Origin of the sequence: Vibrio sp. 10N.222.55.C7, assembly GCF_041473335.1 — a bacterium.
GTDB lineage: Bacteria > Pseudomonadota > Gammaproteobacteria > Enterobacterales > Vibrionaceae > Vibrio > Vibrio crassostreae_C.
In genome coordinates this window covers 3,109-15,287 of sequence record NZ_JBFRSC010000008.1, presented here as the reverse complement: position 1 = coordinate 15,287, position 12,179 = coordinate 3,109, and the positions used below count along the sequence as shown (strand labels likewise).

The following is a 12,179-nucleotide window of genomic DNA, read 5'->3' as shown; positions in this document are numbered from 1 at the left end:
TGAGTTTTCTTGGATTTCAATCAACGTCAGGCTTCACCCAAACTTGGCTAAAGTCGAACCAACCTAATGCATTACATTTCGCGTTTTGCAACGTACCACATTGATCTTTATTAACGCCTAACCAGCAATGGAACATCGGGATCAATTGATTGCTTTGGACCAGTTGTTTACCTAACTGTCGTGCTGGGAATTGCTCGAATTCACCAGAACGCCAACGGTCAATCATGTGACACCATTGGTCGAAGTCCTCTGCCGGGCTAGATTCATCAAGAAAACTGTAGTCCATTAACCAGCCAGCCAAGGCGTCGTCTCTGTTATTGGCGATGCCCATAGGGTTAATCCAAACATCAACATCATCGGCGTGCGGAGGATCGGTTTCGTAACCGTAAAGATCAACATCGACGTTGTATTGCTTCAGCATCGTGACAATCGCCTTGGCAAGCGTTGGAAACATTGGATGTTGGCATTGATACGCCAATCTTATCGTTGGTTTGGAATTTGCTGGTGGACAAACGGGCACTTTTAACTTTATGTCATACCAACCGGGTTTTATCCCATAAGCGTGTAACACGCCCAAATCGATAACAGTCTCTTTTGGAATATGAACAAACAGATCCGCCGCATTCAACGCGTTAGATAAAAACTGTGCCCATGCGGGATCTTGTGCAATACCCTTCTTTCTATTGAGCAGTAAATACGTGCAACCAGGATCGAGTTCTACTTCATCGCTATCGCCACGGTCGGCCATAACAGGCTTAGATAGGCTTGGGTAAACCATTGAAGAATAAGCCTCATCCACCACCCAAACTTCAACGCGATCAATTAACGGTCTGAAACCAAAGTACCCATTGAAAGCGGTTAACACGAGTTGTTTCTCGTCGTTCTTTTCAATGCGATAAGGTCCCGTTCCAATCGGTCGAATATCGTAGTCTTCACCACGTAAAGTGATCGGTAATGTGACTTTAGCGACCGATTCCGTTAGTGCGAGGGGAAAATACTTGTCTGGACGTGTGAGAAAAACATCTACTACACAATTTGCAGGTGAAGAGACATCTTTGATATGCGAAAACATGTTGAGAGGTTCGAGTGCAAGCAGTGTATCCACAACATGATTGGTTAACAGAGGTTCCCCGTTATGGAAACGAACACCGGGTCTCAAGAAGAATCGCCATTGGTAATCGCTGATTTTTTGCCATGAATGAGCAAGATCGGGTTGAAGTTGGTCATTCTCATCTAGACGAGTCAACCCACTGAATACCTGACAAGCGATATGTTGCTCTGAACGACGCATCGATTTGGTTGGGTTAAGCATTGAAAGCGGCCGGTAATAAGGCAAACGAATAACTTGTTCGCCTTCTTGATACTGTACGCCCAAGTAGTTTTGAATAACTTGCGTGAGTTTGGCAGCATTGTGATCAAGCACTGACAGCGCCTGTCCAATTTTTCCTTCCTGCAAGTAGCGTCTTGCTAAGTTCTCGCTGACATCACAACGATTCTGTTTAAAGATAAGTTGAGATAACTTTCCTCGACCTGCTGCAGGTAACCATTCTACCCACCCTTCTTCTTCAAGCTTGTTGAGTACCATTCGGGCATTACGACGGGTACAACAAAGCACATCCGTGATGTCGTCGAGTTGAACATCAGAATCTTTACCATCGAAGTATTCAAACAGGGTTTCAAATTGAACGCGAAGTCTTGGGCTGCTCATAAAGAGGAAAACTTATTCAAAGGACATTGAATTCAGTTTCCCTATTTTATGGCGTAAAATCAATATTACTGACACAATTTTATTGTGAATTATGAGTACGACATCCTAAGATGTTATTCAATCTTAAGGGTTAAGTGCCTTTACCGTAAAGGATTATATTACATCGCAGCCAATTTCATTAGCGATTTCACGGAGCTGCTGTTCATCGTCTAATTTTATCGACCATTTACACTCAGAACCGTTAGCTGAAATAACATTTGCCCCTTTTCCGATCAATTGAATTGCATCAACTTGGGCTTGCAGCGTGACTCTATGCTCCCCATCTAAACGAACAACCAATTCATGTGCGGTTGCGATGACTTTTCCACTTTTAAACGTTATGACCATGGGCTTCTCGGGTTACTTCTTTAAATACTGATTGCTTGTTCTAAGTACTGATTACTTCTTCTAAAGACAAAACCAGCGTACGACTGCCTAGTCTGTTATCGCTTATGTTTCTTAACGGCAATGGTTAAACGGCTGGTACAAACTAAGCGTTGACGATCATCAGTGATATTGATCTGCCATACTTGAGTAGAGACGCCCAAGTGAATAGGCTCAGCAGTACCAATGACATGCCCTTCACGCATTGACCTTACGTGGTTCGCATTGATATCGAGCCCAACGCAATAATAGCCTTCTGGTACGCAGAAGTTTGCAGCCAATGAGCCAAGCGTTTCTGCTAGCACAACCGATGCGCCGCCATGAAGCATACCCAGTGGTTGGTGCGTAAAATGACAAACCGGCATGGTTGCCACCAAAGAGTTGTCATTTACTTCGGTGTAAACAATGTTGAGGTGTTCAATTAAGGTATTTTTTGAGGTCGCGTTGAAGGTATCTAGGTCAACGGGCTTTTTCCAAATACTCATGTGGGTTCCTTAATTATTGATCTTGTTATCGCGTACATAGCTTTTTTCTATATTACCGCTGTTAGTTATCTTACAGCTCTTAGTTATTACGCAAGTTGATGTTAACATGCATAAAAACTGAATACACAGAGGATATTGTATGACGTCATGGATGAAGTTTGCCTCGCTTCTCACACTTGCAGGCCTAACCGCGTGTAGCGCTTCTCCGACAGGCAGAAACCAATTGCTGCTTTTTTCAGATAAAGACATGTCTCAGCTTGGAGCACAGTCTTTTGAACAAATGAAGAAAGAACAACCCATCAGCCAAGATGCCAAAACTAACGCTTATGTACAGTGCGTAGCGAACAGCATCACTCAATATATTCCTAAACAAGGTTTTAGTGAATGGGAAGTTGTTGTGTTTGATAGTGACCAAGTGAATGCATTCGCCCTACCTGGCGGCAAAATTGGTGTATACACGGGCTTACTCAAGGTCGCAGTCAATCAAGACCAACTCGCGACGGTTATCGGTCACGAAGTGGCACACGTTCTTGCAGACCACAGTAATGAGCGCCTGTCTCAGTCTCAACTCGCTAATACTGGCTTGTCTATTACTAATGTCGCGTTAGGTGCATCAGAGTACAAACAATATCAAGGTATGACGATGGCCGCGTTAGGATTAGGCGTTCAATATGGCGTTATTCTACCGTATGGGCGAACTCAAGAGTCTGAAGCCGATGTTGTTGGTTTAGAGTATATGGCTCAAGCAGGGTTCGATCCAAACCAAAGTGTCAACTTGTGGCAAAACATGGCGAAAGCATCAGGGGGTAATCAACCGCCAGAGTTGCTTTCTACGCACCCTTCCCACAGTACGCGTATTAAAGATCTACAAGCAACGATAAAAACGCTTCCTCAATCAGGTTCACCAAGACCAAATTGCAAAGCGTAATCTAAGTAAGAATCGCCTAGCTGGTGTAAATACAAAATGCCCTATCCATATTGGTTAGGGCATTTTCAGTTTCTTGCTTGCTAACAGTTCAAGTGCACTAAGCAGCTGGATAATTCCAACAACAGAAACTCACTCGTTAAGTACCAAGAATTTGTAATGGTAGGCTTAATAGCTGATCACCAGTAGATGCAAAATACCAGATAACACCAATCAAACTGCTCACTAAACCTACATACCAAACGAACGACACGACTTGCTCGTATTTGTCTAACGGTAACAAGTGACTGTGATGACGTCCTTTCCATTCAAACAGTATTTCAACACTGCCCATGATCAATAAGAAACCAAACAGGGTTAAATTCAACTGATAACTCAATACCACACCAGCAACGGCAGCCGCGACACAAAGTACAATGCCAAGCACACTGTTCATCGAGAAACTGATACTTTTAAGAACATGTCCGCCATCGAGAGGCAAAATCGGCAATAGATTGAACAGGTTTAATAGAGCATTAAATACTGCAAGGCCGGCAAAGAACATTTCGCCAGTCGCCCAATACAGCACCATAAATACTAACGACAATATCAGGCCGAACAATGGCCCCATGATTGAGATAACCACATCTTGCCAACGCGTATTAATCTTTTCATCGGATAACGCCAAGCCACCAAGAAATGGTATCAAATAGATCCCTTTGGTTTTCATGCCGAAGTATTTCATCGCTCTAATATGACCGTACTCATGGAACATTAAACAGGCGATTAAGGCCAAAGCGAACTGAATTGAAAACAACCATGAATAGGCCGCTAAACTCGCAGAAGCAAGTACGACCTTGATTAGCTTGGCGCTTTTAAGCGCTTTCATACCAAGCGACACCAACCCAATTAAGCTAAAACGCTTCTCTGGTTTAGGAGCGACAACAGGAGTTTGTTGTTCAATATCTTTGGTGTTTCGATTGCCTTCGGTAATGGTTTGCCCATTCACCGACGCTTTATACGTCATCTCAAACGGTTGCCACTGAACGGTCGATTCAACGTGACACTGCAACGTTTCTTCGCCAGCACGTAGTGTAAATTCGTGTTTTCGGGCGTCTTCTTGGTCTGTGGTCGCATCTAATTGAGATACCAAAGTGTTATCCCAATACAACTGTTGCCACCCTGCCATTGATCCTTCTAAACGAAGCGGTTTACCAAGAAACTCTATCGCGAGTAATTCCAAACTTAAAATTCCAATTTAATGACTTCTAACGAGTGTCGATATTATGCCGATTTAGCGAATGGTGGTAAACAGAAACAAAGTTGTTACATATTGAGCTATTGAACACTATTTATACCGCAACGATGCATAAACACTCTGGTCACACCTCCAACCATGAATAAATTATTGATTATAATTATATTATCGATGTTAAAGTGCCGCCCCTTTAAAACATAACCTCACAAAATAACAACTCTTTCTTTGACTTTATATAAAACATGAATTTAACATGCCATTTACATTAGAGCTTCAACACCAAAAATGCTCAGTGTGTTTTCAAACCATAATAACGAAATTCGATGCCCTAGGAGGGTCAAGGATGAAAACAATACAACGCTCTCTCGTTTCACTTTCAGTACTATTTGCATGTAACTCACTTGCGGCTGGTTTCCAAGTTGCTGAGCATTCTGCCTCAGGTCTTGGTCGTGCCTTTTCAGGTGAAGGTGCAGTAGCTGATAACGCGAGTGTACTAGCGAGAAGCCCCGCCGCAATGACCCTATTTGATACAGCCCAATTTTCAGGCGCGGTTTCTATCGTTGATCCAGAGGTTAACGTTTACGACGTTGACGCTAACGAGCATTCAAAAGATGTTGCTCCATTACAAGTCGTGCCAGCCGCATATTACATCAGCCCAATCAACGAAAAATGGGCTTGGGGTATCGGTATGTTCACCAATTATGGTGTTGCTACGGATTACCCTGATGACATCTCGGCAGGTGATATGGCTGGTGATACGTCGCTCTTATCTGTAAATCTAAATCCAAATATTGCGTATCGCGTGAATGAATCATTTAGCGTTGGTGCAGGTTTAAACCTTGTGTATGCGGAAGCTGAACTTACTCGCCATAAAGGCGAGCTCGCTAACTTTGTTGGTGGAAATCCATCTGACAAACTTATAGGCATGACCGGTGAAACATTTGCCTATGGTTGGAATGTTGGCGCGATGTATGAGCTGAACGAAAACAATCGCTTTAGTATCGCTTACCGCTCTTCTGTTGATCTTGATTTCGATGACGGTGAATTTACCAGCTACGATTCAGGTAGAGCAACATCTCCCAAGGTTGATGGTCGTCTTCAAATCGAGCTTCCTTCTATTCTGGAGCTTTCAGCATTTCACCAACTTAACGAACAATGGGCAATTCACTACGGTTGGCAACAAACTGATTGGAGTACTTTTAAGGAGTTAAAAGCAACAAGTCCAGATTGTACTGACAACGGTGTAGCAGGTCAGTGCTTCTACAAACCTGAAAAATATGAAGACAACAATCGATATTCACTAGGCGCAACGTACCAACTAAACAGTAAGTGGACATTAAGAGCTGGTTACGCTTATGACGAACAAGCTGGTGAAGCAACTTTAAGCATTCCTGATAGTGATCGTATGTGGTATAGCGCTGGCTTCACTTATGTTTGGAGCGAAAATATGACTGTCGATGCAGGATTCGCACTTGTTGTAAGTGATGACGGTGAGTTCACTGAGACAAATGGCGCTCAGCAAGAAAGGACTTTCGAAGCAGAAGGTACCGCTTACCTTTCTTCAGTTCAGCTTAACTACACTTTTAACTAAATCAGGATCGTATCATGAAACGTAACTTTAAGATCTCTCTACTATGTTCAGCGATCCTGCTAGCAGGTTGTGGCGACAACACCGAAAGTTCGGTAACAAGTAACCAACAACTTGAAGCCTATCTAGAAACGTCTTTGGCAAGAGCGACAACTCAAAAAATGCTCTTGCAAGGTAGTAATGCATCAGTTCCTTTAAGCAATAACCTATTATTTGACTCTACAGATGGCACGTTAGCGATCCCAACAGGTGGCGACGATAGCATTTCTAACCCAAAAGCAGCATTAAATTATGCCGATGGTTTTTCGACCAGCATGCCAATTTACATCGAGTTTGAAGGCGACGGTTTTGGTGATACTCCTGGAGTTGTTACTTCCGGAGTGACATTGTTGAAGCTTTCTAAAAAGCTAACAGACACATCCACAGCGGCTCAAGTACCAACACCTGTTGCTAGCTCTGAATACACAGTTTACAAAGTAGGCTCAAACCTAGCAATTACACCTAATACTCCTTTTGATGAGAAGTCTGAATATTTGCTTGTTGTTACTGATGATGTTACAGATGTAAATGGTAACCCAGTAGGTACATCGCAAAGCTATGCGGCTCTCAAAACAGCCACTAAAACTTATTCAACCGGTGACTTAGCTAGTGCGCAAACTTTAATTAAAGGTCAAGAAGCTATAGCTGCGGCTGTTGGTGTTGATGCGGAAAAGATTGTGTATTCAGCTTGGTTTACTACAACTTCTGTTGGTGATGTTCTCGCCTCTACAGCATCGTTGATTGGTGGAATGATTGATGCTGGAGCCCCACTTTCGACTTATTGGAATGGCAGTGCAAACCCAAATACTGTCGATCTGTCAAACGCTTATAATCTTAGCCTAGATTCTTCATCAACAGTTCCGTTTGCCACAGCAATCGCTGCAGATGCTGACTTTAAAAAATATCTTGCCGATGACGATGCAACAGAAAATGCCACTTTGATTGGAGGCATAAATCTCCTTTACTCTAACGCTGGTATCAGCACTACGTCGGTAAACGTGACTAAAGGTACTGTTCAACTCCCATATTTCTTGGAAACCGATCCAACTAAGTTCTCTACAACGCCATTTGCATCAGCATTGGACAGTTTAGCGGTTATCAAAAGCGCACTAACGGATAGCTCTACAAGTTCTTTCGTTGGTGGAGAGTTGGTTAAATTAGGATTAGACCCAACAAACCTTAGCGCAGCTGATGTCACGACTTTAATGGGAAAAACACTCACAAAGGACGCAAGTGGAACAGCTCTAGATAGTGAACGTCTTGTCACTCAATATTCACCAATACCACAAATTAAATCACTCGAAGCTGTTGATGTGCTTTTGTTTACACCCACAACTGGCACGCCTTCAGGTGTAGTCATTTATCAGCACGGTATTACCTCTGTAAAAGAAAACGCGTATGCATTCGCGGCTAATTTAACGGCTGAAGGTCTTGCTGTCATTGCAATTGACCACCCTATTCATGGGTCTCGTTCACTTGCCGGAGGTGCTATTTCAACTAACGATAATGCTCTGTACTACTTGAATTTAAGTGCTTTGCCTGTTGCCCGTGACAATATTCGTCAAAGTGCGCTTGATATAATAGGTCTTCGTATGGCACTTGAAAAAGTGGGTAATGACTTTACTGGTACACCATTAGCCGGAGTTGATGTAAAAGACACAACCGTTAAGTTTATGGGCCACTCATTGGGTGGCATTACCGGATTTACTTCTGTTGCGACATCAGAAATTGCTGGCACACATAAATTTAGCTCGGCGGTATATGCTAATTCAGGTGGTCACATAGCCGAATTATTGTTTGCTTCTGAAACGTTTGGTCCTGAAATCAAACACAATCTGGCTAAACAGTTAAATGCAACGTATCGGGATTCAGTGGCTTCAGCTTGTACTACGGACGACATTGAAGATGGCGATTGCTATACCGCTTTTGCTACTGGAAACCCAACCAGCGCCGCAGCAATTGAAACTGAATTAGTTGCATTTAAAGTCGCCGCTCAAACCCTTATTGACACGGTCGATCCACATTCACTAGCAAACACTGAGGACCTGTCATCATTTAGTTCTAGCTATCCAACGTTGTTGATCCAGTCGCAAAACGACGAAACTGTACCAAACAATGGTAATGATGATAACGATAAACCATTGTCTTACACGGCTTCGTTTGTTGGTTCTGAAGGATTAGATTCAACTTTAGGGTTAGATGACTCTACAAAAGCTAGCACTTCAACTGGAAACCGAGTGTTTGTTCAGTATAACGAAACGGCTAAGCACTCTACGATCATCGGACCGCAAGCAGACCTTTCTGATGCCACTCATACCCGATCAATGAGAGCTCAAGTAGCTGATTTCTTAGAATCGGATAGCCTTGATGCAGCAGCACCGGATGCTTTATTGGAATAACTAAGACTTTAGCTTATTCACTAAACCAAATGCCAGCCTAACCGCTGGCATTTTTGTATCTATCGACATCCCATCGTACCTAGTTAACCGTTTGCATAAAACTTTAAAACACAAATGGTTGATCTCAGCTAAAATTAATCAAGACAGAATACCGTACGACCTCTTTCTTTATTGCAAATAAAGTGGATAATAGCCCCGTAATTTAATACCTAATAAATGTGAGTCCATTATGTCTTCTGAAGCTACGATGCTAGAACGCTGCCAATCTAAATGTGAACTATGTGGTTCTGATTCTTCTCTTACTGCATACGCAGTACCGCCACACAGCCACGTAACAGTGGATCACGGCATCATGGTATGTGACAAATGCCTTGGTGAGATTGACGATCCTAAAGATATCAACCACTGGCGTTGTCTGACTGACAGCATGTGGAGCCAGGAAGCGCCAGTTCAAGTAACGGCATGGCGTCAACTTACTCGTCTGAACACAGAAAGCTGGGCTCAGGACGCGCTAGACATGATGTACCTTGAAGAAGAAACATCAGTTTGGGCACAAATCGGCATGTCTGCTGATGACAAGCCTCTTGATGTGAACGGCGTTGAACTTAAGAAAGGTGACGACGTAACAGTAATCAAAGACCTGCCAATCAAAGGTACTAACCAAGTGATTAAGCAAGGTACTGTTATTCGTGGTATCAGCGTTGGTGACGATCCTAAGCTTGTTTCTGGTAAAACAAACGGCGGTCAATCAATGTACGTAATCGCTGAGTTCTGCCGTAAGAAGTAATCTTACTGTAAGAAAGTGATAGAAAACGAAAAGGCGCTAATTAGCGCCTTTTTTCTTGGAAAAATTTAACCTATTCCGTTGTTCTAGAAACCACTGCCTACGTTAAAGTAGATAGCGCGTTCTTCATGGCTTTGCGCATAATCCATCCCAAGGTGCAAACCGTAACGTCTCGCGATTTGGTATCGAAAGCCGACACCTCCGGCATTGACGGTACTGTCGTGGCTTATGCCGTTATCTTGCTTTGCAACCCCTGAACCGTAAAACCCAGACACCTTCCAACGATGAGTGATGCTATACGTCAATTGGCCTTGGATTGTTTCAATCTCATCTCCTTGGTACCGATAAGATGACACCCCGCGTAACGACACGTACGGTTTCGCTGTCGGTGATACAAACAAGTCTTGCTGTTCGAAGCTTTGATAATTTGCAGCCAAGCCTAACGTCCATTTATTGGCAATTGGGATATAGGCTTCGCCATCTATGTTCAAATTTCGGTAATTGTAATCACTGCCAATCGCATCGTCGTACACCATGTAATCTGCAGACAATTTGTAACCTTTGGTTGGATAAAATAAATTATCTCTTGTGTCATATTCAGCCTCCAACCCTAAACCAGAAGTAACCGATTCGTTACCCAAAATTCGGTCTAAAACCATGTTATCAAATTCAATCTCAGACTTAGCTAATAACTGCTTTATTCCCAACATCCAAGGCGTATGCCCAATCCGGAACTGCACCTTTTGTGAAAGTACGGCTACCGAAGTTGACGTGCCTATTCTAAGGTCATGATCTATGGGGCCCCAGTTGATTGATGTGTACAAATCCAAATTCGCAACACCAAAGCCGCCGCCTCCTGTGTAACGAATGGAATCATTCATCCAAGATCGTCTATGGCCACCAAATACAAACCAAGTTTCGTTCTCTGTCCCTACTGCGCCCACTACTGACATTGCTGAGGGTACTAACTGCGCACCACCATCTATGGCAGAAAGAGCAGCTTGCTTTCTTTGTCGCTTTTCCTCATCCGTCTCATGTAAAAACAAACCAGCCACACCGCCGCCGTACCCCACCGCAGGCTCGGTAATCAAAATTGGGATAGGCAAAAAGCCATATGCGTTTTCCGCAAGGTGATGCCCCATATCAAATTGACCATCAACAGGATCATAAAACGATGCGAAAGAAGATGTTGTAAATAAAAAGCAGGAAAGAAGAACAATGCCGCCGCAGCGAGTCATAAAATTTGCCTCATAAAAAAGACCGGGTAACGAAACCCGGCCGAAAGTTTGCTTCCTTGCAATAAACATAGAAATTAAACACTTATTGCCAATAAAGGGGGTCCTTAATCGACGGGCATAGAATAGGCCAAATAATGGTGTTGCCCTACTCCTATATAGAGGATGTCGCCCTACAAAATTAAAGAGCTTTCGAGATGACAGAAACGCAAAAGGCTCATATAAATGAGCCTCTATTAATAAGTTACCTACATTCTTCCTTTGCTAATATTGACTCAATACTCGATCAACATGTTCTTGTATAACAGATAAAACCGATAATTTTACATCCTTCACTTGCTTAGAATGATTGCACCAAAGCGCAAAACCGAATTTGAATCCTTGGTGCATTTCAGACGACTGTATAGGTTCAATGTCGTAATGGGAAAATTCAGAATGAGCAAACGTTTTTGGTAACAGTGCCCACCCTAAACCGGCTTCAACCATTTTAATAACTAACGCCAATTGATCGACTTCTTCGTTATCGGAGCTGATGGTTACTTTTTCTGACATTCCCTCTTCAATAAACGATCTCAAGATAAACTGCGTTGAATTTCTTAACGCTAAAAGTACATCCTCTTGCGCCAAAGATGAGAACTCACCATTTTTTTGAACGAATGGGGAAAACTCAATGTGACCTAGAAAAGTCGCATCAAAGCTGTGTATACCCCGGCTGTCATGCACATTGACTAATCCAAAGTGGTACTCGCCACTTTGAAGGCCCTTCTTAATATCCTTTTTGTTTCGGATTAAAAAGTTCACTCGCATCATCGGGAAATCACGACGCAGTTTCTTTCGAATATCCAAAAGCATTTGATGAGGTATCACACCAGAATAAGCAAAGGTGATGTTTTCCAACCCGCCATAAGAGAGGCTCAATGCTACCTTATCGAAGGTACGAGCTTGTTCAATGGTTTGTTTAGCGTAATGGTAAAGAAGATGCCCGTCTTCTGTCGGCTTTACAGAGCGCCCAACCCTTTCAAATAGGCTTACCGCGAGTTGGTCTTCAAGGTTAGTAATAACCTGCCCGATTGTCGTTCTGTGTTTATTGAGTTTAACGGCGGCTTTGCTGAAAGAGAGTTGGTCATAAACGGTAACGAACGCGAGAAGTTGTTCAATGCTGAAATTCATTTTGTTGTGCTTACTTTTAATCGTTATGTATTTAAATTATCACAGGTTGGCGAAATATCTACTTTGTCAGAATAATATTAGTGAAAATAATTCGTCAATTTGAAACAAAAAACCTACTTAAGCTAGTAGGTTTTATCGTTGATGTCAAACGAATAACTTAAATTGCATTCGATAACTCGAGCTAGA

Annotated in this window: 10 protein-coding genes; 4 read left to right on the top strand and 6 right to left on the bottom strand. The window is 42.8% G+C overall.

The features are described from left to right. Positions 1-16: 16 nt before the first annotated feature. The 3 genes from AB4482_RS02670 to AB4482_RS02660 all read right to left on the bottom strand — a co-directional run bounded on the left by AB4482_RS02670 (position 17) and on the right by AB4482_RS02660 (position 2,616). Positions 17-1,708, bottom strand: coding sequence for an SgrR family transcriptional regulator (locus tag AB4482_RS02670; RefSeq protein WP_372169965.1), 1,692 nt, complete (start codon positions 1,706-1,708; stop codon positions 17-19). A 153-nt stretch (positions 1,709-1,861) separates the two neighbouring features. Beyond that, on the bottom strand, positions 1,862-2,095 hold the full coding sequence (locus tag AB4482_RS02665; RefSeq protein ID WP_048660191.1) for a DUF3389 domain-containing protein: 234 nt from the start codon (positions 2,093-2,095) through the stop codon (positions 1,862-1,864). A 95-nt stretch (positions 2,096-2,190) separates the two neighbouring features. After that, a complete protein-coding gene (locus AB4482_RS02660; RefSeq protein WP_017060067.1) occupies positions 2,191-2,616 on the bottom strand; it encodes a hotdog fold thioesterase in 426 nt (141 codons plus the stop codon). A gap of 139 nt (positions 2,617-2,755) precedes the next feature. Between AB4482_RS02660 and AB4482_RS02655 the strand changes: the two genes are divergently transcribed. Beyond that, positions 2,756-3,544, top strand: a complete 789-nt coding sequence (locus tag AB4482_RS02655; RefSeq protein ID WP_136974604.1) for a M48 family metallopeptidase — start codon at positions 2,756-2,758, stop codon at positions 3,542-3,544. 136 nt (positions 3,545-3,680) lie between these two features. On the opposite strand, the gene AB4482_RS02650 is transcribed toward AB4482_RS02655, so the two are convergent. Further along, positions 3,681-4,763 carry a site-2 protease family protein gene (locus tag AB4482_RS02650; RefSeq protein ID WP_372180510.1) on the bottom strand — a complete coding sequence of 361 codons (1,083 nt, stop codon included), beginning with the start codon at positions 4,761-4,763 and terminating at the stop codon, positions 3,681-3,683. 358 nt (positions 4,764-5,121) lie between these two features. Here AB4482_RS02650 and AB4482_RS02645 point away from each other — a divergent pair, with 358 nt between their 5' ends. From AB4482_RS02645 to AB4482_RS02635, 3 genes are all read left to right on the top strand, one after another. Then, positions 5,122-6,369 (top strand): porin, encoded by a 1,248-nt coding sequence (locus AB4482_RS02645; protein ID WP_372180509.1) that lies wholly within the window; start codon positions 5,122-5,124, stop codon positions 6,367-6,369. Positions 6,370-6,383: 14 nt separating this feature from the next. Continuing rightward, on the top strand, positions 6,384-8,804 hold the full coding sequence (locus tag AB4482_RS02640) for a VolA/Pla-1 family phospholipase (RefSeq protein ID WP_372180508.1): 2,421 nt from the start codon (positions 6,384-6,386) through the stop codon (positions 8,802-8,804). Between the two features lie 229 nt (positions 8,805-9,033). Next, positions 9,034-9,591 (top strand): PhnA domain-containing protein, encoded by a 558-nt coding sequence (locus AB4482_RS02635; protein ID WP_017060062.1) that lies wholly within the window; start codon positions 9,034-9,036, stop codon positions 9,589-9,591. A gap of 83 nt (positions 9,592-9,674) precedes the next feature. Here AB4482_RS02635 and AB4482_RS02630 read toward each other — a convergent pair whose 3' ends face one another. After that, positions 9,675-10,826 (bottom strand): BamA/TamA family outer membrane protein, encoded by a 1,152-nt coding sequence (locus tag AB4482_RS02630; RefSeq protein WP_017069662.1) that lies wholly within the window; start codon positions 10,824-10,826, stop codon positions 9,675-9,677. Between the two features lie 261 nt (positions 10,827-11,087). Continuing rightward, positions 11,088-11,993, bottom strand: coding sequence for a LysR family transcriptional regulator (locus AB4482_RS02625; protein WP_017060060.1), 906 nt, complete (start codon positions 11,991-11,993; stop codon positions 11,088-11,090). Positions 11,994-12,179: the final 186 nt, after the last annotated feature.

Excerpts from the sequence above, each read along its gene's own strand:
- AB4482_RS02670 (WP_372169965.1), bottom strand. The coding sequence starts at position 1,708 with ATGAGCAGCCCAAGACTTCGCGTTCAATTTGAAACCCTGTTTGAATAC.
- AB4482_RS02665 (WP_048660191.1), bottom strand. The coding sequence starts at position 2,095 with ATGGTCATAACGTTTAAAAGTGGAAAAGTCATCGCAACCGCACATGAA.
- AB4482_RS02660 (WP_017060067.1), bottom strand. The coding sequence starts at position 2,616 with ATGAGTATTTGGAAAAAGCCCGTTGACCTAGATACCTTCAACGCGACC.
- AB4482_RS02655 (WP_136974604.1), top strand. The coding sequence starts at position 2,756 with ATGACGTCATGGATGAAGTTTGCCTCGCTTCTCACACTTGCAGGCCTA.
- AB4482_RS02645 (WP_372180509.1), top strand. The coding sequence starts at position 5,122 with ATGAAAACAATACAACGCTCTCTCGTTTCACTTTCAGTACTATTTGCA.
- AB4482_RS02640 (WP_372180508.1), top strand. The coding sequence starts at position 6,384 with ATGAAACGTAACTTTAAGATCTCTCTACTATGTTCAGCGATCCTGCTA.
- AB4482_RS02635 (WP_017060062.1), top strand. The coding sequence starts at position 9,034 with ATGTCTTCTGAAGCTACGATGCTAGAACGCTGCCAATCTAAATGTGAA.
- AB4482_RS02630 (WP_017069662.1), bottom strand. The coding sequence starts at position 10,826 with ATGACTCGCTGCGGCGGCATTGTTCTTCTTTCCTGCTTTTTATTTACA.
- AB4482_RS02625 (WP_017060060.1), bottom strand. The coding sequence starts at position 11,993 with ATGAATTTCAGCATTGAACAACTTCTCGCGTTCGTTACCGTTTATGAC.